Annotated in this window: 22 protein-coding genes; 15 read left to right on the top strand and 7 right to left on the bottom strand. The window is 71.9% G+C overall.

Annotated elements, in window-relative coordinates:
• Positions 1 to 90 precede the first annotated feature (90 nt).
• Genes tpiA through EDD54_RS06555 form a run of 3 tightly spaced genes read left to right on the top strand, consistent with a single transcriptional unit; the run spans position 91 to position 2,809 of the window.
• Positions 91 to 834: a triose-phosphate isomerase gene (tpiA, locus tag EDD54_RS06565; protein ID WP_126535451.1), complete on the top strand. Its 744-nt coding sequence runs from the start codon at positions 91 to 93 to the stop codon at positions 832 to 834.
• A gap of 26 nt (positions 835 to 860) precedes the next feature.
• Positions 861 to 2,192 carry a dihydroorotase gene (locus tag EDD54_RS06560; protein ID WP_126535452.1) on the top strand — a complete coding sequence of 444 codons (1,332 nt, stop codon included), beginning with the start codon at positions 861 to 863 and terminating at the stop codon, positions 2,190 to 2,192.
• A 41-nt stretch (positions 2,193 to 2,233) separates the two neighbouring features.
• On the top strand, positions 2,234 to 2,809 hold the full coding sequence (locus tag EDD54_RS06555; protein WP_126535453.1) for a Uma2 family endonuclease: 576 nt from the start codon (positions 2,234 to 2,236) through the stop codon (positions 2,807 to 2,809).
• A 13-nt stretch (positions 2,810 to 2,822) separates the two neighbouring features.
• On the opposite strand, the gene EDD54_RS06550 is transcribed toward EDD54_RS06555, so the two are convergent.
• The gene (locus EDD54_RS06550) at positions 2,823 to 3,557 is read right to left on the bottom strand and encodes an SOS response-associated peptidase (RefSeq protein WP_126535454.1); all 735 of its coding nucleotides are present in this window, start codon (positions 3,555 to 3,557) and stop codon (positions 2,823 to 2,825) included.
• Positions 3,558 to 3,703: 146 nt separating this feature from the next.
• Here EDD54_RS06550 and EDD54_RS06545 point away from each other — a divergent pair, with 146 nt between their 5' ends.
• The 4 genes from EDD54_RS06545 to EDD54_RS06530 all read left to right on the top strand — a co-directional run bounded on the left by EDD54_RS06545 (position 3,704) and on the right by EDD54_RS06530 (position 5,513).
• The gene (locus EDD54_RS06545) at positions 3,704 to 4,201 is read left to right on the top strand and encodes a hypothetical protein (RefSeq protein ID WP_207620372.1); all 498 of its coding nucleotides are present in this window, start codon (positions 3,704 to 3,706) and stop codon (positions 4,199 to 4,201) included.
• Positions 4,198 to 4,632 (top strand): NUDIX hydrolase, encoded by a 435-nt coding sequence (locus EDD54_RS06540; protein ID WP_126535455.1) that lies wholly within the window; start codon positions 4,198 to 4,200, stop codon positions 4,630 to 4,632. The genes EDD54_RS06545 and EDD54_RS06540 overlap by 4 nt, the downstream gene beginning before the upstream one ends.
• A 44-nt stretch (positions 4,633 to 4,676) precedes the next feature.
• A complete protein-coding gene (locus EDD54_RS06535; RefSeq protein WP_165644497.1) occupies positions 4,677 to 5,108 on the top strand; it encodes a TIGR02301 family protein in 432 nt (143 codons plus the stop codon).
• A 135-nt stretch (positions 5,109 to 5,243) separates the two neighbouring features.
• The gene (locus EDD54_RS06530; protein ID WP_126535457.1) at positions 5,244 to 5,513 is read left to right on the top strand and encodes a hypothetical protein; all 270 of its coding nucleotides are present in this window, start codon (positions 5,244 to 5,246) and stop codon (positions 5,511 to 5,513) included.
• A gap of 13 nt (positions 5,514 to 5,526) precedes the next feature.
• Here EDD54_RS06530 and EDD54_RS06525 read toward each other — a convergent pair whose 3' ends face one another.
• Entirely contained in the window at positions 5,527 to 6,171 is a 645-nt protein-coding gene (locus EDD54_RS06525; RefSeq protein ID WP_126535458.1) for a LysE family translocator, read from the bottom strand.
• Between the two features lie 192 nt (positions 6,172 to 6,363).
• Here EDD54_RS06525 and EDD54_RS06520 point away from each other — a divergent pair, with 192 nt between their 5' ends.
• Complete coding sequence (locus EDD54_RS06520; RefSeq protein WP_126535459.1) at positions 6,364 to 7,125, top strand: hypothetical protein; 762 nt, start codon at positions 6,364 to 6,366, stop codon at positions 7,123 to 7,125.
• Between the two features lie 7 nt (positions 7,126 to 7,132).
• Here the strand turns inward: EDD54_RS06520 and EDD54_RS06515 are convergent, their stop codons facing one another.
• Entirely contained in the window at positions 7,133 to 8,563 is a 1,431-nt protein-coding gene (locus EDD54_RS06515; RefSeq protein WP_126535460.1) for an FAD-binding oxidoreductase, read from the bottom strand.
• A gap of 179 nt (positions 8,564 to 8,742) precedes the next feature.
• Here EDD54_RS06515 and fabI point away from each other — a divergent pair, with 179 nt between their 5' ends.
• On the top strand, positions 8,743 to 9,558 hold the full coding sequence (gene fabI, locus EDD54_RS06510) for an enoyl-ACP reductase FabI (RefSeq protein WP_126535461.1): 816 nt from the start codon (positions 8,743 to 8,745) through the stop codon (positions 9,556 to 9,558).
• 187 nt (positions 9,559 to 9,745) lie between these two features.
• Complete coding sequence (locus EDD54_RS06505) at positions 9,746 to 11,476, top strand: S8 family peptidase (RefSeq protein WP_126535462.1); 1,731 nt, start codon at positions 9,746 to 9,748, stop codon at positions 11,474 to 11,476.
• A gap of 76 nt (positions 11,477 to 11,552) precedes the next feature.
• Here EDD54_RS06505 and purN read toward each other — a convergent pair whose 3' ends face one another.
• From purN to purM, 3 genes are read right to left on the bottom strand one after another with little or no spacing between them, the layout of a single operon-like run.
• Complete coding sequence (gene purN, locus EDD54_RS06500; RefSeq protein ID WP_281009388.1) at positions 11,553 to 12,215, bottom strand: phosphoribosylglycinamide formyltransferase; 663 nt, start codon at positions 12,213 to 12,215, stop codon at positions 11,553 to 11,555.
• On the bottom strand, positions 12,212 to 13,366 hold the full coding sequence (locus EDD54_RS06495; RefSeq protein WP_126535463.1) for a capsular polysaccharide export protein, LipB/KpsS family: 1,155 nt from the start codon (positions 13,364 to 13,366) through the stop codon (positions 12,212 to 12,214). The genes purN and EDD54_RS06495 overlap by 4 nt, the downstream gene beginning before the upstream one ends.
• Complete coding sequence (gene purM, locus EDD54_RS06490; protein ID WP_126535464.1) at positions 13,363 to 14,427, bottom strand: phosphoribosylformylglycinamidine cyclo-ligase; 1,065 nt, start codon at positions 14,425 to 14,427, stop codon at positions 13,363 to 13,365. The genes EDD54_RS06495 and purM overlap by 4 nt, the downstream gene beginning before the upstream one ends.
• Positions 14,428 to 14,618: 191 nt before the next feature.
• Here purM and EDD54_RS23390 point away from each other — a divergent pair, with 191 nt between their 5' ends.
• From EDD54_RS23390 to EDD54_RS06465, 5 genes are all read left to right on the top strand, one after another.
• Positions 14,619 to 15,173 (top strand): CDP-alcohol phosphatidyltransferase family protein, encoded by a 555-nt coding sequence (locus tag EDD54_RS23390; RefSeq protein WP_126535465.1) that lies wholly within the window; start codon positions 14,619 to 14,621, stop codon positions 15,171 to 15,173.
• Positions 15,170 to 16,291 carry an AI-2E family transporter gene (locus tag EDD54_RS23385; RefSeq protein WP_126535467.1) on the top strand — a complete coding sequence of 374 codons (1,122 nt, stop codon included), beginning with the start codon at positions 15,170 to 15,172 and terminating at the stop codon, positions 16,289 to 16,291. The genes EDD54_RS23390 and EDD54_RS23385 overlap by 4 nt, the downstream gene beginning before the upstream one ends.
• Positions 16,288 to 16,971, top strand: a complete 684-nt coding sequence (locus EDD54_RS06475; protein WP_126535469.1) for an HdaA/DnaA family protein — start codon at positions 16,288 to 16,290, stop codon at positions 16,969 to 16,971. The genes EDD54_RS23385 and EDD54_RS06475 overlap by 4 nt, the downstream gene beginning before the upstream one ends.
• Before the next feature lie 163 nt (positions 16,972 to 17,134).
• Positions 17,135 to 19,279, top strand: a complete 2,145-nt coding sequence (locus EDD54_RS06470; RefSeq protein WP_126541671.1) for an RNA degradosome polyphosphate kinase — start codon at positions 17,135 to 17,137, stop codon at positions 19,277 to 19,279.
• The gene (locus tag EDD54_RS06465) at positions 19,263 to 20,783 is read left to right on the top strand and encodes a Ppx/GppA phosphatase family protein (RefSeq protein WP_207620264.1); all 1,521 of its coding nucleotides are present in this window, start codon (positions 19,263 to 19,265) and stop codon (positions 20,781 to 20,783) included. Before EDD54_RS06470 ends, EDD54_RS06465 begins: the two co-directional genes overlap by 17 nt.
• A gap of 300 nt (positions 20,784 to 21,083) precedes the next feature.
• Here the strand turns inward: EDD54_RS06465 and rnd are convergent, their stop codons facing one another.
• Positions 21,084 to 22,271, bottom strand: coding sequence for a ribonuclease D (gene rnd / locus EDD54_RS06460; protein ID WP_126535473.1), 1,188 nt, complete (start codon positions 22,269 to 22,271; stop codon positions 21,084 to 21,086).
• Positions 22,272 to 22,442 lie beyond the last annotated feature (171 nt).

The following is a 22,442-nucleotide window of genomic DNA, read 5'->3' as shown; positions in this document are numbered from 1 at the left end:
AATCCGCGCGCGCCCGCCTTGCGCCGGCCCGGCCTTCTGCTAAGTCCGTCCGACGCGAAGCGTCAGTGTTCTGCAGGGAGGACTCGTGTGATGGCCGTCAAGCCGCTCGTCGCCGGAAATTGGAAGATGAACGGGACGAAGGCCTCCGTGGCCGAGTTCGTCGCCATCGCCGACGGCGTCTCGCCGGCCCTCGCGGACGCGGTCGAGGTCGCGGTCTGCCCGCCGGCGACGCTGGTGGCCGCGCTCGCCACCCTCGGTCGCCTGCCGGTCGGCGGTCAGGACTGCCACGCAGACGCCTCCGGCGCCCACACCGGCGACGTCGCGGCCGAGCAGCTGAAGGACGCCGGCGCCACCTACGTCATCGTCGGCCATTCCGAGCGCCGTGCCGACCACGGCGAGACCGACGCCGTCGTCGCCGCCAAGGCGCGCGCCGCCCGCCGGGCCGGGCTGGTCGCCATCGTCTGCGTCGGCGAGACCCGCGCCGAGCGCGAGGCCGGCCGTACGCTCGACGTGGTCGGCACCCAGCTCGCCGGCTCGCTGCCGGACGGCGTCGAGCCCACGAACACCGTGGTCGCCTACGAGCCGGTCTGGGCGATCGGCACCGGCCTGACGCCGACCGTCGCCGACGTCGCCGAGGTCCACGCCTTCGTCCGCGCCCGCCTCGTCGAGCGCTTCGGCGCCGCGGGCGCCGGCGTGCGCATCCTCTACGGCGGCTCGGTGAAGCCCTCGAACGCCCGCGAGCTGATGGCGGTGCCGGAGGTCAATGGCGCGCTGGTCGGCGGCGCCAGCCTGAAGGCCGCCGACTTCCTCGGCATCGTCGCCGCCTACGCCTGATCCCCCGCGCGGAGCACCGGACCCCGATGGCCGACCTCTACGACCTCGTCCTGAAGAACGGCACCGTGGTGAACCACGACGGTGTCGGCGTCCGCGACGTCGCCGTCTCGGGCGGCCGCATCGCGGGGCTCGGCAGCTTCCCGCCGTCGGCCGCCGAAGAGACGATCGACTGCACCGGCCTGACGATCCTGCCGGGCGTGATCGACACCCAGGTGCACTTCCGCGAGCCGGGCGCGACCCACAAGGAGGATCTCGAGACCGGCTCGCGCGCCGCCGTCATGGGCGGCGTCACGGCGGTGTTCGAGATGCCGAACACCAACCCGCTGACCACCACCGCCGAGCGGCTCGCCGACAAGGTCGCCGCCGGCACCGACCGGATGCACTGCGACTTCGCCTTCTGGGTCGGCGGCACCCGCGGCAACGTCGCCGACATCCCGGAGCTGGAGCGCCTGCCGGGCGCGGCCGGCATCAAGGTCTTCATGGGCTCGTCCACCGGCGACCTGCTGGTCGAGGACGACGCCGGCGTCGCCGCCATCCTCGGGGCCACCCGCCGCCGCGCCGCCTTCCACTCGGAGGACGAGTTCCGGCTGCGCGCGCGCAAGGACGAGCGCGTGCCCGGCGATCCGTCCTCCCATCCGGTCTGGCGCGACGCCGAGGCGGCGCTGACCTGCACCAGGCGCCTGGTCCGCATCGCCCGAGAGCAGGGCGCGCGCATCCACGTGCTCCATATCTCGACCGGCGACGAGATCGATTTCCTCCGGGATCACAAGGACCTCGTCTCCTGCGAGGTGACGCCGCACCACCTGACGCTGACCGACGAGGCCTACGGCCGGCTCGGCACGCTGGTGCAGATGAACCCGCCGGTGCGCTCGGCCGCCCATCGCGACCGGATCTGGTGGGGGCTCTCCCAGGGCATCGCAGACATCCTCGGCTCCGACCACGCGCCGCATACGCTCGAGGAGAAGGCGAAGCCTTATCCGGACAGCCCCTCGGGGATGACCGGCGTGCAGACGCTGGTGCCCGTCATGCTCGACCACGTCGCCGCCGGCCGGCTCTCGATCGAACGCTTCGTCGACATGACCAGCGCCGGCCCGGCGCGCCTGTTCGGCATCGCCGGCAAGGGCCGGATCGCCGTCGGCTACGACGCCGACTTCACCGTGGTCGACCTGAAGCGCCGCGAGACCGTCACCAACGCCTGGATCGCCTCGCGCGCCGGTTGGACGCCCTACGACGGCGTGACCGTCACCGGCTGGCCGGTCGGCACCGTCGTCCGCGGCCGCCGGGTGATGTGGGAGGGCGAACTGACCGGCCCGTCGGCCGGGCGCCCGGTCTGCTTCGGCGAGGCGATGCCGCGCTGAGCGGCTTCGCCGGCCGCGCGGGCCGTGGTAGTCTGGCTATCATGAACCAGCGCACCTTCGTCGCCGAGGATGGGAGCCTGCGCCGCGCCTTCACGGTGGCGGACGTGCGACGCATGGTCGAGGCCGGGGTGATCGAGCCCGACGAGCGGCTGGAGATCGTCGACGGGGAGCTCCGCCCGATGTCGCCGAAGGGCCCGCTGCACGAGACGCTGAAACGTCATCTCAACCGGCACCTCGCCCGGGAGCTGCCGGACGCCTTCGGGCACATCCAAGAGGCCGGCTGGGCGATCTCGGACCTGCTCTACCTCGAGCCCGACTTCCTGGTCTTCCCTGCCGAACTCGAAATCGGCTCCATCCGCGGCCCCGACGCGGCGCTGGTGATCGAAGTCGCCGACAGCTCCTGGCGCTACGACGCCGTGCGCAAGGCGCAGATCTACGCCTCGATCGGCGTCAGGGAATACTGGGTGATCCAGGCCGCCGATCGTACCACCCGCGTCCACCGCGACCCCGACGCCCGCGGCTACGGCTCGATCGTCGACTGCTCCGCCGCCGACCTCCTCGTCCCCGCCTTCGTGCCCGGCTACTCCGTCCGCCTGCGCGACCTGCCGGGTATGTGACGGACTTTCCCCCTCAGAACAATTCGCCCTGACCACCGCGCTCGCGCCGTTCCTCCGCGGCCGGCGCGTCCACGCGCAGCGGTTCGCTGAGCGGTTCCTGGACGGCGGCGTCGTCGTTGCGGACGGCGTTGACGCGGGTGGAGATCGGGACGGCCTCGAAGAGGTCGTCGGGGGCAGGGCGGAGGAGGTCGGCGACGTCGGCCGGCTTGGAGCCGTCGGTGTCGAGCCAGCGCGCGAACTCGGACGGCGGGATCACCGCGGGCATGCGGTCGTGGATCGGCGCCATCAGGCGGTTGGCGGCGGTGGTGAGGATGGCGGCGGTGTCGATCTCGGCGCCGTCGGCGCCGAGATAGGTCTCCCAAAGCCCGGCGAAGGCGACGGCGCCGCCGTCGCGCGGGCGGATCAGGAAGGGCCGCTTGTCCTTGCCGTCGCGGCGCCACTCGTAGAAGCCGCTCGCCGGCACGAGGCAGCGGCGGTACTTCATCGCGCCGCGGAAAGCCGGTTTCTCGGCGGCGGTCTCGGCGCGGGCGTTGATCAGCAGCGTGAAGTCCCGGGGGTCCTTGACCCAGGCCGGGATCAGCCCCCAGCGCACCAGCAGGAAATGTGCACCGTCGCGGCCGCCGCGAACGATCGGGATCGGCTGCGTCGGCGCGATGTTCCAGCGTGGCGGGAAATTGGGTGTCTCGGGATAGCCGAACAGCCGCTTCACCGCGTCCGGCGGCAGGGTCAGGGCGTAGCGCCCGCACATCGCCGTCTCCTCCCGTCGCCGCGTCTCGAACGATCCGAACGCAACGTGTAGCGTCGTAAGGCATTTGGCAACCTGACGGGATCATGATTCGGCCGATGCGCGAGCAGGAGGCCGGAGCGTTGGACGCTGGGGGGATCTTGGAGGCCGTGGACGCCGGGGCGGACGACTTCTCGCCCGCGCGTCTGGCGGCGGCGAACATCCACCCGGACACGCGGCTGGCGACCGACTATCTCAACCACTTCAACGAAGTGGTCATGCTCATCGACATGCTGCCGATGATGCCCGACTGCGCGCCCGACGTGGTCGCCTGGCTGCCGCGCAGCTACGTCGAGCACTTCCGCCGCTCGCACTTCAAGGAGCGCGACCTCGCCATCGCCGCCTACGGCGCCGTCGATCCCGTCCGCCGCGCCGCCTTCGAGAGCACGGTGCGCAACATCGACAAGGCCCTCGGCGACGTCCAGCGCATGATCACCGAGGCGCCGATGGACGCGCTGCCGCTCGAGGCGGTGACCGATCTCACCGAGATGCGGGTGAAGCCGCTGCTGGCGCACGCCATGGGCCTGATCAACGGTGCGCCGCCGGTCACGCTGGTCACCGAGGATTCGGCCGACGCCCAGTCGGCGGTCGACGCGATCTTCGGGTGAGCCCCGTCCTGCCCCGTCTGGCGGTCAGCGCCGGCGTCTGGCGCGCCGGGCGCGTGCTGCTGATCCGGCGCGGTCAGGCGCCGCTCTCGGGGCTGTGGACCTTTCCCGGCGGCCACGTCGAGCCGGGCGAGGCGGTCGCCGACGCCGTCGGGCGCGAGGTGATGGAGGAGACCGGCCTCGTCGTCGAGATCGTCGGCGAACCGCTCGTCCACGAGATCGTCCGCCGCGATTCGGCCGGCGTGCTCCTCGGCCACCACGTGCTGCTGGTGCACGCCGCCCGCGCCCTCGACGATTCCGCCCCGGTGGCCGCCTCCGACGCGGCCGACGCCCGCTACTTCGCCCCGGACGAGATCGCCTCCCTCGACACCACGCCGCGGCTCGGCCATTTCGTCGCGGCCACCGGCGCACGTGCCGGAGAGCCGCCACGATGAGGGGCGAGGCTGCGCGCCGTCGATTCGGGGCGGGGAGGGAGGGTATGCAGGGTGCCGCGGCCGCCGTCGTCGTCCTCCTCGCCGCCACCGTCGCGGCCGCCGCCGCGGACGATCCGGCGCCGGCCGCGCGCCCGTTCGAGGCGGACCTGACCCGATTCGCCGAGATCCTCGGGGCGACGTCCTATCTCGACCAGCTCTGCGGCACCGCCGAGCCGGATGCGTGGCGCGGGCGGATGGAGGCGATCGTCGACGCCCAGCGATTCGGAGCCGAGGAGCGCCGGCGCTACGTCGCCGCCTTCAACCGCGGCACGCGCACGCTGGCGGCCGTGCATCGGGTCTGCACCGCGCGCACCCGCGCACTGCTGCAACGCTATCTCGCCGAGGGCGCGGAGGTCGGCTCGCGCCTCGCCGACGGGCGCGGCGGCGGGGCCGCGGGCACGGGTGGGGCTGGCGCGGCAGGGTTACCCCCGGATTAACCGGGTGTCCGCAATGCCGTTAACGAACATTAATCATTGGTCTTGCACCCGGGGGGCCGGGTGCTAGGGTCGCCATGACGGTCATCGTTCCGCCGCGGGCGGGATTCGGGCCGTGCGTGACGAGGTTGCGTCGAGATGTCCGACATGCGGGACGAGGTGTTCGAGCCGATCGAGGTCGGAGCCGGCGAGAACGTCAAGCAGCGGGCCATGGGTCACCTGGAGCGCGCCTTCGAGGACGCCGAGACCGACGGCCTTCCCGTCGACGCGGTCGCCCACGCCGCCCTGTTCGCCGCGATCGCGACGCTGGTGGAGTGCTTCGGCGAGGAGTGCGTCGCCAACCTGATCGGCGAGCTGCCCGAGAAGATCGCCTCCGGCGGCTACACGGTGAACCGCACGCTGCAGTGAGCCGGCGGCGGGTCTAGAACAGGCGGATGCCGAGGGCGAGGCTGGCGATCAGGCCCGCCCCGAACACCACGAGCACGATGCCGGCGGTGCGGTTGACCGCGTGGAGCCAGGCGTCGCCGAGGCGGCCGCGGACGTGGCGCACGATGCTCGCGAGCACGAACCACCACAGCGTCGAACCGGCGGCGACGCCGGCGACCACCGCCGCGGCGCGGGCGCCCTGCAGACCGTCGGCGTCGATGTCGCCGAGGCTGCCGAAAAGGGCGAGCATGGCGAGCGCCGCGCCCGGGTTGGTCATCGTCATGAAGAAGGCGGAGACACCGCCGCGCAGCACGCCACCCGACGAGGCGACCGCCGCGGCGCGGTCGAGATGGGGATGCGAGCGCATCGCCGCGATCCCCATCACCAGGAGCAGGACGCCGCCGGCGAACTGGATCGGTCGGGCGTTGCCCTCGACGAAGTCGATCACCCAGGTGACGCCGTAGGCGGCGATGGCGGCGAGCAGCGTGTCGGCGACCATGCCGCCGAGCCCGGCCACGAAACCGGCGACGAAGCCGTAGCGCAGCGTCCGCGAGATCGCGAGCAGGTTCACCGGCCCGACGGGAACGGCCATGACCAGGCCGATCACGGCGCCGGCGAACAGCAACTGCGCCAAGGTCATGCGGTGGTTCCACTCCTTCGGTGCGGCGCGGCGGGCCGTGCCGCCGGACCCTAGCACGGCCGACCGCCGCGAAGGGAAGCCGCCGTCGCATCGCGGCGGCTCACGATGCCGCTTCCCGCTTTGTCGGGCGCGCGCATTCGTCTAGGAGTCGGCAGCCGCGTCCTCGAGACTCGCCGACCGGATCCGCCTCGCATGACCTCCGACCTCGACGCAACGCCCGTTCTCCTCCGCCGCGCCGCCGTCCTGCTCGCGGCGTCGCTGGTGCTGTCGACCGGCGTGGCCGCGGCCGAATCGCGGGCGCCGATCCGCCTCGCCGCCGGCGTCACGGAGCCGGCGACGGGCGGGGCGCCGCCGCTGCCCGGCGGCGGCTCTCTGGTGATCCCGAGGGACGGCACGCCGTTCTCGGCCGAACCGCCCGAACCCGACGCCGTCGAGGACGATCCGGACGGCGTGCGCGCCCCGAGCACGGCCGAGCCCTATTCCGGGCCGCTGCCGGAGGTCCGCTATGGCACCGAAGCGTTGCCCCCCGCCGTGCGGGCGACCCGCGAGGCGGTGATCGCCGCCGCGCGGACCGGCGACCCCGAGCAACTGCGCGCGCTGATCGAGCGGGCGACGCCGCCCACGCGGGTCTCCAGCCTCGACGGCGGCGATCCGATCGAGGTGCTGCGCGCCGAATCGGGCGACGAGGAGGGCCGCGAGGTGCTCGCCATCCTGCTCGACGTGCTCGACGCCGGTTGGGTCCGCGTCGACGCCGGCACGGCGGACGAGCGCTACGTCTGGCCCTATTTCGCGCGCTATCCCCTGGATGCGCTGACGGCGCCGCAGATGGTGGAACTGTTCCGCATCCTCACCGCCGGCGACTTCGAGGGCATGCGGGCGGCCGGCGCCTACGGCTTCTTCCACGTCGAGATCGCCGCCGACGGACGCTGGACGGCGTTCCTGGCGGGGGAATGAGCCGGGCTCAGGGGGCCTGGATCACCCGTCCGGGATTCAGGATTCCTAGGGGATCGAGCGTGGTCTTGAGACGGCGCATCAGTTCGATCTCGACCGGGTCGCGGGTTTCGGCGAGCAGGTCGCGCTTGAGGCGACCGACGCCGTGTTCGGCGGCGACGGAGCCGTCGTAGCGCCGCACCACCGCGTGGACGACGGCGTTCATCTCGTCCCAGCGGGCGAGGAAGGCCGCGCCGTCGGCGCCGATGGGCTGGCTGACGTTGAAGTGGATGTTGCCGTCGCCCATGTGGCCGAACGGCACCGGGCGGCAGCCCGGGAAGGCGGCGCGGACGGCGGCCTCCGCCTCGACCAGGAAGGCGGGGAGGTCGGCGAGCGGCACCGAGACGTCGTGCTTGATCGAGGCGCCCTCGTGGCGTTGAACCTCCGACAGGCCGTGGCGCAGGCGCCAGAACTCGGCGGCCTGACCGAGGCTGCTGGCCACGACCGCGTCCGCGACCTCGCCGGCCTCGATCGCCTCGGCGAGGGCGGTCTCGAGCAGGCGGCGCGCCGTGCCGTCGGCCGCCCCCGAGGAGATCTCGACCAGCACGTACCAGGGATGGTCGGCCGCGGTCGGCCGCCGCGCGCCGGCGAGATGGCGGAGCGCGAAGGCGACCGCGCCGCCGGCCATCACCTCGAAGCCGGTGACCGACGATCCGGCTTCGTCGCGGGCACGGGCGAGCAGCGCCAGCGCCTCGGCCGGCCCGTCGAGCCCGACGAAGGCGACCGCGACCTCGCGCGGGCGCGGCAGCAGCTTCAGCACCGCCGCGGTGACGATCCCGAGCGTGCCCTCCGTGCCGATGAACAGCTGCTTGAGGTCGTAGCCGGCGTTGTCCTTGCGCAGCCGGCGCAGCCCGTTCAGGACGCGGCCGTCGGCGAGCACCACCTCGAGGCCGAGCACGAGATCGCGGGTGTTGCCGTAGGAGAGCACGGCGGTGCCGCCGGCGTTGGTCGAGACGTTGCCGCCGATCCTGCAACTGCCCTGGGACGCCAGCGTCAGCGGGAACAGGCGGTCGACCGCTTCGGCCGCGGCGTGGACGGCCTCCAGCGTCGCACCGGCCTCGACGGTGACGGTGTAGCCGGCGGCGTCGACGGCGCGGATCCGGTCGAGCCGTTCCAGCGACACCACCACCTCGCCGGCACCGGGCACCGGGATCTGACCGCCGACGAGGCCGGTGTTGCCGCCCTGCGGCACCAGCGGCGTCCGCGTCGCGGCGGCGAGGCGGACGATCTCGGCGACCTCGGCGGTGGTGCCGGGCCGCAGCACCGCTGGCGTCTCGCCGCGATAGAGCCCGCGCCACTCGACCAGATGGCGCGCCTGATCGGCCGGATCGGTGACGACGTGGCGAGCGCCGATGGCGGCGGCGGCGCCGGCGAGGAAGGCGGAGAGGCTGTCGTCGGCCATGGACGGCGGGCTCGGTCGGAGGGCGGACGGGCTCGCCGGACGCCGGCGGGAGGGCTCCCCGACCTTGTAACAATCGGATGAGAAAAGTGCGACATCCCGTCCAGGCGGCTTCTTGCCTAAGCAATAGCCCCGTGCCATACGGGGCGGCCGCGACTTTGGTTGGTATTCAGGAGAGAACGATGGCTGTTTCCGGGCTGATGGCGGGCAAGCGCGGCCTGATCATGGGCGTCGCGAACAACCGGTCGATCGCCTGGGGCATCGCCAAGGCCTGTCGCGAAGCCGGTGCCGAGCTGGCGCTGACCTACCAGGGCGACGCCCTGAAGAAGCGCGTCGAGCCGCTCGCCGAGGAACTCGGCGCGATCGTCGTCGGCCATTGCGACGTCACCGACGGCAGCACGATCGACGCCGTGTTCGCCGAGGTCGAGGCGCGCTGGGGCAAGCTCGACTTCCTGGTGCACGCGATCGCCTTCTCCGACAAGGACGAGCTGACCGGCCGCTACGTCGACACCACGCCGGACAACTTCGCCCGCACCATGAACATCTCGGCCTATTCGCTGACGGCGATCGCCCAGCGCGCCGAGAAGCTGATGACCGACGGCGGCTCGATCCTGACGCTGACCTATTACGGCGCCGAGAAGGTGATGCCGCACTACAACGTCATGGGCGTCGCCAAGGCCGCGCTCGAGGCCAGCGTGAAGTATCTCGCCGTCGACCTCGGCCCGAAGGGCATCCGCGTCAACGCCATCTCGGCCGGCCCGATCAAGACACTCGCCGCCTCCGGCATCGGCGACTTCCGCTACATTCTGAAGTGGAACGAGTACAACGCGCCGCTGCGCCGCACGGTCACGATCGAGGAGGTCGGCGACAGCGCCGTCTACTTCCTGTCCGACCTCGGCCGCGCCGTCACCGGCGAGGTCCACCACGTCGACAGCGGCTACCACGTCGTCGGCATGAAGGCGGTCGACGCCCCGGACATCAGCGTCGTCAAGGACTGAGCGGGCGCGCACCCAGCCATTTCGGATGATCCGATCGAACGACCGGTTCCGCCGCCGCGGGCCGGTCGTTTTCGTTTGCGCGGTCGCCAACCCCTTGTTCCCGTGGAAACAGCGCGGCGGGCGTGGCTCGGCGAGATTGGTGGCAACGGGCCCGTAGCGGTCCGGATCGATCGTCGGAGCAACGCCCGTGACCACGCCCAGGACCTTCCTCGCCGCCTGCCTGCTCGCGGCTTCCACCCTTTCCGCCGGCGCCGCCGCCGTGGTGCAGGACGGCGCCGCCATCGACGCCCGGCTGAAGGCCGAGGGCAGCGTGCGCGTCACCGTGCGCTACGCCACAGCCTGGAACGGCAAGGACCTGCCGCACTGGGCCGGCGTGCCGGACGGCTACCTCGCGGCGCTGCCGGGCGAGCAGACGACCCGGATCCGCTCGGCCCTCGGCACCGCGGCCCTCGCCGGCACCACGGCAAAGCGGATGGCGATCAAGCGCTCGCGCTACGCCCCGGGCTTCTCGGTGACGGTGACGGCGGCCGAACTCGCCGAGCTCGCCGCCGATCCCGCCGTCACCGCGATCCAGCTCGAGCAGGTGTTCTCGCCGACCCTCGACGCCAGCCTGCCGCGGATCGGTGCGCCGGCGGCGATCGCGGCGGGCGCGGACGGCCGCAACACCGCCGTCGCGGTGATCGACACCGGCGTCGACCTCGACCACCCGTTCCTCAGGGGCAAGGTCACCCTGAAGCAGGCCTGCTTCTCGTCCAACATCCCCTTCGTGATGTCGAGCCTCTGCCCCTCGGGCGGCGACACCGAGATCGCCACCGGTGCCGGCGACGACTGCGGCCCGCTGGTCAGCGGCTGCTTCCACGGCACCCACGTCGCCGGCATCGTCGCCGGCGTCAACCGCACCGCCACCGGGCCGCGCCGGGGCGTCGCGCCGGGCGCGAAGATCCTGCCGATCATGGCCGGCTCGATGGTCGTGGACTGCGGCAACGAGCGCGCCCCCTGCGTGCGCTTCAACGGCCTCGACCTCCTCGACGCGCTCGGCTTCGTCATCGAGCGGGTCAACCGCGCCGACCTGCCGGGCACGCCGATCGCCGCCGTCAACATGAGCCTCGGCGGCGGCCGCAACACCGGCGACTGCGACCTCGTCAACGGCCTGATGAAGGCGCAGATCGACGCCCTGCGCAGCCGCGGCGTCGCCACCGTGATCGCCTCCGGCAACGACGGCTTCACCGACGCGGTCGGCTCGCCGGCCTGCATCTCGAGCGCCGTCACCGTCGGCTCGACCGACACCGCCACCGACCGCGTCTCGGTTTTCTCGAACATGAACCGGATGGTCGATCTGCTGGCGCCGGGCTCGGTGATCCAGTCGTCGGTGCCGGGCGGCGGCTTCGCCGGGCTGCAGGGCACCTCGATGGCGACGCCGCACGTCGCCGCCGCCTTCGCCGCGATCAAGAGCGTCGAGCCGACCGCCACCGTCGCCCGCATCGAGGCCGCGCTGAAGGCCACCGGCCGGCCGATCCGCGACACCCGCCCGGGCGGCACGCTGATCCGCTCCCGCATCGAACTCGACGACGCCGCCGCCAAGGTCCGCGCCGAGAATCCCGACCTGTCGGCCGCGCCGACCGCGCGCCAGATCCTGACCAAGTCCAGCCTGACCTCGTTCTCGCCGGCCGGCCGCAGCTTCACGATCCGCGCCACCGGCTCCCGGCTCGGCTTCGAGGTCCGCGACGTGCCGGTCTTCCTCGAGACCAGCGTCGGCTCCGGTTCGATCGCCGCCGGCAGCTCGACCCGGATCACCGTGCGCCCCTCCGCCGCCGCCTTCTTCCTGCCGGCCGGCACCTACGACGGCAACATCAAGGTGGTGAACCGCGACGCGATCGGCGACGTCGCCACCCTCCGGGTCCGTCTGGTCGTGCGCTGACCCGCCCGCACGGGCCGGCCCGCGACCGGGCGGCGAGAGACGGGGACGGGCGATGCCCGTCCCCGTCGACGCGTTCTCAGGACGGGATCGGCGGGACGATCAGCGGGGCGGGCGCCGCGCCGACGCCGGTGAGCACGACGGCGCCGCCCTCGACGCGGGCCGCGCCGCTCGCCACCAGGGCGAGGGCGTGCGGGTAGAGGCGGTGCTCGGCGGCGAGGACGCGGGCGGAGAGGGCGTCGGCGTCGTCGCCGGGCATCACCGGCACGGCGGCCTGGGCGACGATCGGGCCGGCGTCGACCTCGGGCACCACGAAATGCACGGTGCAGCCGGCGACACGGACGCCGTCGGCGAGGGCGCGCTCGTGGGTGTGCAGCCCGCGGTAGGCCGGCAACAGCGACGGATGGATGTTGATCAGCCGGTCGCGCCAGCGTTCGATGAACACCGGCGACAGCAGCCGCATGAAACCGGCGAGGCAGACCAGCTCGACGCCGTGGCGCTCGAGCTCGGCGGTCATCGCGGTCTCGAACGCGGCCTTGTCGGCGAAGTCGCGGTGCGGCACGGCGATCGCCGGGATGCCGCGGGCGCGGGCGAAGTCGAGCCCGGCCGCGTCGGCCTTGTTGGCGATCACCACGGCGATGCGGGCGGGATAGCCGGGCGCTTCGGCGGCCTCGACCAGCGCCGCCATGTTGGAGCCGCGCCCCGAGATCAGGACGCCGACAGGGCACTTGTCTTGGCTCAAGGACGTCCTCCTGCCGGCGCGCCGAGGATGCGCTCGACCGCCTCGCGGGCGGCGAGCGCACGCCCGGCGGCACGGTCGGCGTAGCGCGTGTAATGGAACAGGGTCACCGCGAGCATCGCGCGCGCGTCGAGACGGCGCCGGCGGCGGTCGCAGACGGTGCGGTCGACCGTGAAGCCTCGGTGCGAATAGAAGGAGGTGCCGAAGGTGTGCACTTCGCAGCCGCGCACCGCCGCCTCGAGCCCGGCGCCGGACGTCGCGACGGCGATCTTCGGCCGACGTTCGACGATGGCGGCGAAGGCCGTGGCCGGGTCGAGCTGGACGAGACCGGGTACAGCCGCGAGGCGCTCGCGATCGGCCGCTTTGGTGCGGTTGAACGGATGGGGCTTGTAGAACACGCGTCGGGCGGGGATATCGGCGACGGCGGCGAGCACCAGCGCGACGTTGTCCTCGACGAGGGCGTCGGTCTCGATCCAGGCGGCGTCGCCGACGCACTGGCCGGCGATCACCAGGTCCTCGGGGCCGAGATCGACGGCGAGGTCGCCGCCGAGGCCGGCGTATTTCTGAAAGCGGCCGGCGAGCAGGCGGTCGAGCAGGGCGTCGTCCTCGGCCAGCTCGGCGTCGCCGACCGTTTCGGCCGCCCGTTCGAGGTCGGTGGCCCGGCGGCCGTCGAAATACGGGGCCCCACGGTCGAGCACGTAGGCGAACACCGGCGCGTCGGAATCGACGGGCGGGCCCCAGACCGCGCGCTCCAGCCGCTCCACCGGCGCGTCGCCGGCGAAGTCGACGCCGAGGGCGAGGCGGTCCGCGTAGCCCCATACGGCGATCGGCATGCCGGCGGCATGGGCAGCGCGGACGAGGCGCCGGGCGGCGCGCCGGACGAAGGCGGGCTGCTCGGCATAGCCGTCGCCCACCTTGTGGATGCGGCAGGACACGATCCGCGCCGCGGGATGCTCGGCCCGCACGGCGGCGTGCTTGTTGCGCGAGACGGCGAAGCAGAAGCAGCGCGCCGCGCTGCGGCGGTGCAGGGCGACGGCCGCGGCGAGACGGACCAGGAAGGCGAGCGCGTCCGCACGGGCACGCAAGAGTTCGACGGCGCGACGCAGGCGCGTGCCGACGGAGGACGTCGTGCAGGCGCGCGCCCGCGTGGTCATGACGCCAGACGGCCCTCGAACAGGGTGCGCGGGCCGTCTGCGTCGGCCTCGAGCACGCCGAGGCGGCAGACGGTCTCGCCCGCGGCGGCGAAGGCGGCGGCGACCCGGTCGGCGTCGGCGGCGGCGACAACGACGATCATGCCGACGCCGCAGTTGAAGGTGCGCACCATCTCGGCCTCGTCGAGGCCGCCCTCGCGAGCGAGCCAGCCGAACACCGGCGGCACCGCGACGGCGGAGAGGTCGATCCGCGCCGACACCTTCTCGGGCAGCACGCGCGGGATGTTGTCGACGAAGCCGCCGCCGGTGACGTGGGCGAGCGCCTTGAGCGCGCCGGTCTCGCGCTGCACGGCGAGCACGGACTTCACGTAGATCCGCGTCGGCGCGAGCAGGGCCTCGCCGAGGCTGGTGCCGGGCGCGAACGGGGCGTCGTCGCCGTAGGAGAGGCCGGAGCGCTCGACGATCTTGCGCACCAGCGAATAGCCGTTGGAGTGGACGCCGGAAGAGGCAAGCCCGAGCACGACGTCGCCGGCGCCGACGTCGCGGCGCGGCAGGATGCCGTCGCGCTCGACGGCGCCGACCGCGAAGCCGGCGAGGTCGTAGTCGCCGTCGGCGTACATGCCGGGCATCTCGGCGGTCTCGCCGCCGATCAGGGCGCAGCCGGCGATGCGGCAACCCTCGGCGATGCCGGCGATCACGTCGGCGGCGGTGTCGACCGAGAGCTTGCCGGTGGCGAAGTAGTCGAGGAAGAACAGCGGCTCGGCGCCCTGCACCACGAGGTCGTTGACGCTCATGGCGACGAGGTCGATGCCGACGGTGCCGTGGCGGTCGGCCTCGATGGCGACGCGCAGCTTGGTGCCGACGCCGTCGTTGGCGGCGACCAGCACCGGGTCGCGGTAGCCGCAGGCCTTCAGGTCGAACAGGCCGCCGAAGCCGCCGATGTCGGCGTCGGCACCGACGCGGCGGGTCGCCTTGACGAGCGGCTTGATGCGGTCGACCAGGGCGTTGCCCGCGTCGATGTCGACACCCGCGTCGCGGTAGGTGAGACCGTTCCTGCCCTGCATGCCGACTGGCCCTTCGTGGACTTGGGATTTGGGGCCAAGAACCGCAATCTCGCACCGAACTCAAGACCAATCCGCCGCAGATCCGCCCGCCGCCCACGGAATCGGAACGTCCGCGGGCGATTCCGCATTGATGGACGCCGGCCGATCCCCATGTCACGGTGATCTCGGGGCGCGAAGGACGCGGGGTCGAGTTGACGCTGCCGAACATCATCACCCTGGTCCGCCTCGTGGCGGTGCCGGTGGTCGTGCTGCTGCTGATGGACCGCGACTACGGCGCCGCCTTCGCGCTGTTCGTCGCCGCCGGCATCTCCGACGCCGTCGACGGGGCGATCGCCCGCCACGTGCCGGGGCAGGCGAGCGAACTCGGCCGCTATCTCGATCCGGTCGCGGACAAGGCACTGCTGGTCTCGATCTACGTCACGCTCGGCATCGTCGGCGCGATCCCGGCCTGGCTGGTGCTGCTGGTGGTCAGCCGCGACGTGCTGATCGTCGGCGGCGTGATCCTGTCGTGGATCGTGACCCGGCCGGTGCCGATCGTGCCGCTGCTCATCTCCAAGACCAACACGGCGGCGCAGATCCTGTTCGCGGCCGTCGTCCTCGGGGAACTCGGCCTCGGCATCGCCCTCGGACCGGTGGTTCCGGCGCTCGGCTGGATCGTCGCCGCCTTGACGATCGGTTCGGCGGCGGCCTACCTCATCGGCTGGGCACGGCACATGGCGGGACCGGCGGAGGGGAGCGGCGCGTGAAACTGCGGTCGACCATCCTGTTCTGGCTCGGGGCGGCGGCGGTCTTCGTACTGCTGCTCTACGTCTTCTCCGGCGTGCTGCTGCCGTTCGTGGCCGGCATGGCGCTCGCCTACCTGCTCGATCCCGTCGCCGACAGCCTCGAGCGCGCCGGCCTGTCGCGCACGATCGCGACCGTGCTGATCCTCGTCGCCTTCCTGATGATGACGGTGCTGCTGCTGATCGTGCTGGTGCCGGTGCTCGGCACCCAGCTCACCGGCTTCCTCACCGACCTGCCGGACTACGCCAACCGCCTGCAGCGATTCGTCAACTCGACCGCCGGCAAGCGGATCTTCGGCGCGCTCAAGCTGTCGCCGACCGACGTCAAGGGCTCGCTCGGCGAGATCGTCAACCAGGGCGCCTCCTGGCTCGGCACCATCATGGCCTCGCTGTGGAACGGCGGGCAGGCGCTGATGTCGATCGTGTCGCTGCTGGTGGTGACGCCGGTGGTCGCGTTCTACATGCTGCTCGACTGGGACCACATGGTGAAGAAGGTCGACAGCTGGATCCCGCGCGACCACCAGATCACCGTCCGCCGGCTCGCCCGCGAGATGGACCAGGGCGTCTCCAACTTCGTGCGCGGGCAGGTCTCGGTGTCGGCGCTGCTCGGTGCCTTCTACGCGATCGGGCTGACGCTGTGCGGCCTCAACTTCGGCCTGCTGATCGGCCTGTTCGCGGGCCTGATCAGCTTCATCCCCTACGTCGGCTCGATCGTCGGCGGCATCCTGGCGATCGGCGTCGCGATCGTGCAGTTCTGGCCGGATTGGACCTGGGTCGCCGTGGTCGCCGGCGTCTTCGCCCTCGGCCAGTTCATCGAGGGCAACATCCTGCAGCCCAAGCTGATCGGCAACAGCGTCGGCCTGCACCCGGTCTGGCTGATGTTCGCCCTGTTCGCCTTCGGCGCGCTGTTCGGCTTCGTCGGCATGCTGGTCGCCGTGCCGGCGACCACCGCGATCGCGGTGCTGATCCGCTTCGCGCTGGCGCAATATCTGGCGAGTGCGCTCTACCGCGGCCGCACCGCCACGCTCGAGGTGCCGACGCGGCGCATCGACCTTCTCGGAGAGGATCACCAGAGGCCATGAGCAACGGACGGCCGAAGCAACTGCCGCTGGAGATGCCCTTCGAGCCCCAGATGAGCCGGGCCGACTTCCTGGTCGGCGAGGCCAACCGGGACGCCGCCGCCTTCGTCGACGCCTGGCCCGACTGGCCGGCGGCCGTCGTGCTGCTGATCGGCCCGCCCGGCTCCGGCAAGACGCACCTGACCCGCGCCTGGGCCGACCGGGCGCAGGCGCCGGTGGTGCTCGCCGCCGACCTCGCCGACACCGACCCGACCGAACTGGTCGGCCGCGGCGCCGTCGCGGTCGAGGACGCCGACGAGCCGGGGCTCGCCGAGCGCGCGCTGTTCCACCTGCTCAACGCCGCGCGCGCCCGCGGCGCCTCGGTGCTGATCACCGCCCACGCCATCCCCTCCGACTGGGGGCTGACGCTGCCGGACCTCGTCTCGCGCCTGCGCGCCGCCCAGCCGGCCTTCCTCGGCCCGCCCGACGACGAGCTCCTGAAGCGGGTCATGGTCAAGCTGTTCTCCGACCGCCAGATCGACGTCGAACCCGGCGTGCTCGACTATCTCGTCACGCGGATGGAGCGCTCCTTCGCCGCCGCGACGCAGATCGTCGACGCCCTCGACCGCGAATCGCTGGCGCGCGGCCGGCGCGTGACCCGTGCGCTCGCCGCGGAGCTGCTCTCCCCCGGCGAGGACGAGTGAGCGGCACGGACCTCTTCGCCTTCGCAGAAAAAGCGTCATAAACTCCTGTCATGGCTCACGCTGCTTTGCGTGACGGGCGGAGGAGGGCACCTTGGAATTCACCGAACAGGAGCTTCTGAGCGGCGAGCGGCCGGTCGACGGCGCCGACGCGCGCCGGGCGCTCATGGAGAGCCCGGTTCGGTTCGTGAACCGGGAGTTGTCCTGGCTCGGCTTCAACCGCCGCGTCCTCGAGGAGTCGGAGAATCCGGCGCACCCGGTGCTCGAGCGCCTGCGCTTCCTGTCGATCTCGGCGAACAACCTCGACGAGTTCTTCATGGTGCGCGTCGCCGGCATCAAGGGCCAGATCCGCGAGGGCGTCTCGACCCTGTCCGAGGACGGCCTGACCCAGGCCGAGCAGCTCGCGCGGATCTCCGCCGCCGCCTCCGAACTCGCCGCCGCCCAGCAGCAGCGCTGGGTTCACCTGCGCGCCGAGATCGCCGAGGTCGGCATCGTGCTGGTTCAGCCCGACACGCTGTCGCCCGCCGACATCGCCTGGCTCGAGGACCACTTCCTGCAGGCGATCTTCCCGGTGCTGACGCCGCTCGCGGTCGATCCGGCGCACCCGTTCCCGTTCATCCCGAACCTCGGCTTCACCGTCGCGCTCGACCTCGAGCGGGTGAAGGACGCCTCGCGGATGACCGCCCTGATCCGCATGGCCGCCAAGATCGAGCGCTTCGTCCGCCTGCCGGAGCGCGAGGAGACCCCGGTCGCCCGCTTCATCATGATGGAGCAGCTGATCACGATGTTCATCGGCCGGCTGTTCCCCGGCTACGTCGTGAAGGGGCAGGGCGCCTTCCGCGTCATCCGCGACAGCGACCTCGAGGTCGAAGAGGAGGCCGAGGATCTCGTCCGCCTGTTCGAATCGGCGCTGAAGCGCCGGCGCCGCGGCTCGGTGATCCGCCTCGAATTCGAGAGCGCGACGCCGGTCGGCCTGCGCGACTTCGTCGCCGAGGCGATCGGCTCGGCCCCCGACGAGATGTTCCTGGTCGACGGTGCGCTGGCGCTGAACGAACTCGGCCAGTTGGTCGGCCTCGATCGGCCCGAGCTGAAGTTCACGCCTTATGCGCCGCGCTTCCCCGAGCGCATCCGCGAGCACGCCGGCGACTGCTTCGCCGCGATCCGCCAGAAGGACCTGATCGTCCACCATCCCTACGAGTCGTTCGACGTGGTGGTGCAGTTCCTGCGTCAGGCGGCGGCCGACCCGGAAGTGGTCGCGATCAAGCAGACGCTCTACCGCACCTCCAACGACAGCCCGATCGTGCGCGCCCTGATCGAGGCGGCCGAGGCCGGCAAGTCGGTGACCGCGCTGGTCGAGCTCAAGGCCCGCTTCGACGAGGAGGCCAACATCCGCTGGGCCCGCGACCTCGAGCGCGCCGGCGTCCAGGTGGTGTTCGGCTTCATCGAGCTGAAGACCCACGCCAAGCTGTCGATGGTGGTGCGCCGCGAGGCCGGCCATCTCGTGACCTACTGCCACATCGGCACCGGCAACTACCATCCGATCACCGCCCGCATCTACACCGACCTGTCCTATTTCACCGCCGACAAGGTGATCGCGCAGGACGTCGCGCGGGTGTTCAACTTCATCACCGGCTACGCCGAGCCGCAGTCGCTGAGCAAGCTCGCCATGAGCCCGCTGTCGCTGCGCTCGACCATCGTCGGCTGCATCGAGCGCGAGATCGAGCACGCCCGGGCCGGCCGCCCGGCGCAGATCTGGCTGAAGATGAATTCTCTTGTGGATTCCGACGTCATCGACGCGCTCTACCGGGCGAGCCAGGCCGGCGTGTCGATCGACGTGGTGGTCCGCGGCATCTGCTGCCTGAGGCCGGGAATCCCCGGTTTCTCCGAGAATATCCGCGCCAAGTCGATCGTCGGCCGCTTCCTCGAGCACCACCGCATTTTCTGCTTCGGGAATGGCCACGGCTTGCCTTCGCCGCAGGCGACGGTCTACATCGGATCGGCCGACATGATGCCGCGGAACCTCGATCGCCGCGTCGAGGTTCTGGTGCCGCTGACGACCGCGACCGTGCATGCCCAGGTGGTCGACCAGATCATGGTCGCGAGCATCCGGGACAACCAGCAGAGCTGGCGGTTGCTGCCGAACGGCGGTCACGAGCGCATCGTGGCGGAGGAGGGCGACGAGCCCTTCAACGCGCACCAGTACTTCATGACAAACCCCTCGCTGTCGGGTCGCGGACATTCGCTCGAAACGGACTCCCCCAAGCCGATCCCCCGACGCCGCCGCCGACAGGCCGCTGCCGCCGCCGGCTGACGCGCCGGGTCGTCTGCCCGGACACGGGCCGGTGTCGGTCATCGACATCGGCTCGAACTCGGTGCGGCTGGTGATCTATGAGCGGCTGACGCGCTCGCCGACCATGCTCTTCAACGAGAAGGTCCTCGCCGGTCTCGGCAAGGGCCTCGCGTCGAGCGGGCGGATGCAGCCGCAGTCGGTCGACGACGCGCTCGCCGCGATCCGTCGTTTCAAGCTGCTGGCCGACCAGTCCGGATCGGTCGAGACCTACATCCTCGCCACCGCCGCCTCCCGCGACGCCGCCAACGGCCCGGAGTTCCTGCGCGCGGTCGAGAAGATCTGCGGCGCGCCGGTGAACCTGCTGTCGGGGCCCGACGAGGCGCGGCTGTCCGCGCTCGGCGTGATCTCCGGCTTCCACAAGGCGTCGGGCGTCGTCGGCGACATGGGCGGCGGCAGCCTGGAACTGGTCTCGGTCGAGGCCGGCACGATCGGCAAGGGCCGCAGCCTGCCGCTCGGCGGGCTGCGCCTCGAGGAGGCTGCCGAGGGCTCGGTCCGCAAGGCCGAGAAGATCGTCGCCGAGGCGCTCGCCGGCGCCGGCGAGATGGTGCCCTGCGAAGGTCGGCCGTTCTACGCCGTCGGCGGCACTTGGCGCTCGCTCGCCCGCCTGCACATGGCCGAGGTCGGCTATCCCTTGCACGTGATGCACCACTACGCGATCCGCGCCGACGAGGCGCTGGAGTTCGCGCGCGTGGTGGCGCGGCGAGAGCTCGAATCGATCGACCAGATCGAGGTGGTGTCGAAGGCGCGGCGCGCGCTGCTGCCGTTCGGCGCGCTGGTGCTGGAACAGGTCGTGCGGGCCCTGCGGCCGAGCCAGGTGATCATCTCCGCGCTCGGCGTGCGCGAGGGCCACCTCTACGAGCGCCTTGCCGAGGAGGAGCGCGCCCGCGATCCGCTGCTCGAGGCCTGCCGCGAGCTCAACCTGCTGCGTTCGCGCTCGCCGCGTCACGCCGAGGAACTGATCCCGTGGACCGCCGAAGCCTTCGCGGCCCTCGGCATCGACGAGACCGAGGACGAGGCGCGCCTGCGCGCTGCCGGCTGCCTCGTGTCCGACATCGGCTGGCGTGCCCATCCGGACTATCGCGGCGAGCAGAGCCTCGGCATCCTCTCCAACGCCTCCTTCGTCGGCGTCGACCATCCCGGCCGGGCCTATCTGTCGCTGGCGGTGTTCTTCCGCCACGTCGGCCTCGTCGACGATCCCGTCAGCCCGCGCATCCGCGAACTCGCCTCGACGCGGCTGAAGGAGCGCGCGCGCACGCTCGGCGCGGCGCTGCGGGTCGCCTACCTGATCTCGGCGTCGATGCCGGGGGTGGTGCCACGGACGCGGCTGTCGATGGACGGCGAGACCCTGGTACTCGAGATCCCCGGCGACCTCGCCGACCTCGTCGGCGAGCGCCTGCTGAAGCGGCTCGTCCAGCTCGGCAAGCTCGGCGGCGGCCGCGACGCCGCGGTGCGGATCGTCGGCTGACGCAGGATATGGACCGGTCCCGCGGTGACGGGCCGGCCTTCACGAAGTCCGGCCGGGGCAATCCACTCCTGGCGCAATTGCTCCGAGCGGCCATTCATCCCTCCCCTCAGGGGAGGGTCCGAGCGAAGCGAGGGGGAGGGGTCGCCTTTTTCCGTTCCGCCTGCCCGTTATGGATCGGAGCGAGGCTCCCTTCGACCCAAAAGTGCTTGGTCCGCCCCACGAGGACGACCCCTTCCGGCCTTTCGGGCCACCTTCCCCCGAGGGGAAGGATGACTACGGCTTCGCGCGAATGCCCTGGCCTCACTCCGCCGCGGACTTGGCCGCCGCCGGTGCCCGGCCGGGCATCTCGACGGTGACGACGCGCTTGCCGTCGTAGGCGAAGGCGATCTCGCCGCGCTTGACCGCGAGGGCGCGCTCGCCGAACAGCTCGCGGCGCCAGCCGCGCAGCGCCGGCACGTCGGCCCCGTCGTCGGCGGCGATCTCCTCGAGTTCGTCGACGGTGGCGATGATCTTGGCGGCGACGCCCTCGTCGTCGCTGACCTGCTTCAGCAGCACCTTGAGAAGGTCGACCACCGCGCCGGAGCCCTCGGGCGCCTGACGGCCCTTGGGCGCGCGCGGCCACTGCTCCTTGGGGATCTCGAGCGCCCGCGTCACGGCGGCGACCACGTCCTCGCCGGCCCTCGAGCGCTCCCAGCCGCGCGGCACGGTGCGCAGCTCGCCGAGGGCGGCGACCGTGGTCGGGGCGTGGGTGGCGATCTCGAACAGGGTGTCGTCCTTGAGCACGCGCGAGCGCGGCACGTCGCGGCCCTGGGCCTCGCGCTCGCGCCAGGCGGCGACTTCCTTGAGCACGATCAGCTCACGCGACTTCTTCAGCCGCATCCTGAGGCGGAGCCAGGCCTCGTCGGGATCGGAGCGGTAGGTCTCCGGCGAGGTCAGGACCTCCATCTCCTCGGCGACCCAGTCGGTGCGACCCTTGCGCTCCAGCGTCGCCGCGAGGTGGCGGTAGACGTCGCGCAGGTGGGTGACGTCTGCCTCGGCGTAGGCGAGCTGGCTCGCCGACAGCGGCCGGCGCGTCCAGTCGGTGAAGCGGTGGGTCTTGTCGATGTGGGCGCCGCTGACGCGGGCGACCAGCTGGTCGTAGGAGATCGAGTCGCCGAAGCCGCAGACCATCGCCGCGACCTGGGTGTCGAACACCGGGTGGGGCACGAAGCCGCCGAGGTGCCAGATGATCTCGATGTCCTGCCGGGCGGCGTGGAACACCTTCAGCACCGCCTCGTCCCGCATCAGGTCGAAGAAGGGCGAAAGGTCGAGCCCGGGGGCGAGGGCGTCGACGACGAAGGCCCGCTCGGGGCTCGCCATCTGTACGACGCACAGCTTCGGCCAGAAGGTCGTTTCCCGGAGGAACTCGGTATCCACCGTCACCGCGTCGAACCGGGCGAGATGGGTGCAGGCTTCCGCGAGGGCGGAGATGGTGGTGATCATCGTCATGGCTGAGGAAATTCTATAGCCGAATCGTATGCGCCTGTCGCGCCGGCAGAGGCGGTGCGAACGTCGTTTCGCCACTTTCGTGACGTCGCGGCAACGCCGCCGGCGATCCGCGGCGGCCGCGCGGGTCGTCCACCCGGAGCCGTCCCGGCGCGGGCCGCATCCTTGACAAAG

Origin of the sequence: Oharaeibacter diazotrophicus, from assembly GCF_004362745.1 — a bacterium.
Lineage (GTDB): Bacteria > Pseudomonadota > Alphaproteobacteria > Rhizobiales > Pleomorphomonadaceae > Oharaeibacter > Oharaeibacter diazotrophicus.
This window is presented reverse-complemented; position numbering and strand designations above follow the sequence as displayed.

Excerpts from the sequence above, each read along its gene's own strand:
- tpiA (WP_126535451.1), top strand. The coding sequence starts at position 91 with ATGGCCGTCAAGCCGCTCGTCGCCGGAAATTGGAAGATGAACGGGACG.
- EDD54_RS06560 (WP_126535452.1), top strand. The coding sequence starts at position 861 with ATGGCCGACCTCTACGACCTCGTCCTGAAGAACGGCACCGTGGTGAAC.
- EDD54_RS06555 (WP_126535453.1), top strand. The coding sequence starts at position 2,234 with ATGAACCAGCGCACCTTCGTCGCCGAGGATGGGAGCCTGCGCCGCGCC.
- EDD54_RS06550 (WP_126535454.1), bottom strand. The coding sequence starts at position 3,557 with ATGTGCGGGCGCTACGCCCTGACCCTGCCGCCGGACGCGGTGAAGCGG.
- EDD54_RS06535 (WP_165644497.1), top strand. The coding sequence starts at position 4,677 with ATGCAGGGTGCCGCGGCCGCCGTCGTCGTCCTCCTCGCCGCCACCGTC.
- EDD54_RS06530 (WP_126535457.1), top strand. The coding sequence starts at position 5,244 with ATGTCCGACATGCGGGACGAGGTGTTCGAGCCGATCGAGGTCGGAGCC.
- EDD54_RS06525 (WP_126535458.1), bottom strand. The coding sequence starts at position 6,171 with ATGACCTTGGCGCAGTTGCTGTTCGCCGGCGCCGTGATCGGCCTGGTC.
- EDD54_RS06520 (WP_126535459.1), top strand. The coding sequence starts at position 6,364 with ATGACCTCCGACCTCGACGCAACGCCCGTTCTCCTCCGCCGCGCCGCC.
- EDD54_RS06515 (WP_126535460.1), bottom strand. The coding sequence starts at position 8,563 with ATGGCCGACGACAGCCTCTCCGCCTTCCTCGCCGGCGCCGCCGCCGCC.
- fabI (WP_126535461.1), top strand. The coding sequence starts at position 8,743 with ATGGCTGTTTCCGGGCTGATGGCGGGCAAGCGCGGCCTGATCATGGGC.
- EDD54_RS06495 (WP_126535463.1), bottom strand. The coding sequence starts at position 13,366 with ATGACCACGCGGGCGCGCGCCTGCACGACGTCCTCCGTCGGCACGCGC.
- purM (WP_126535464.1), bottom strand. The coding sequence starts at position 14,427 with ATGCAGGGCAGGAACGGTCTCACCTACCGCGACGCGGGTGTCGACATC.
- EDD54_RS06475 (WP_126535469.1), top strand. The coding sequence starts at position 16,288 with ATGAGCAACGGACGGCCGAAGCAACTGCCGCTGGAGATGCCCTTCGAG.
- EDD54_RS06470 (WP_126541671.1), top strand. The coding sequence starts at position 17,135 with ATGGAGAGCCCGGTTCGGTTCGTGAACCGGGAGTTGTCCTGGCTCGGC.
- rnd (WP_126535473.1), bottom strand. The coding sequence starts at position 22,271 with ATGACGATGATCACCACCATCTCCGCCCTCGCGGAAGCCTGCACCCAT.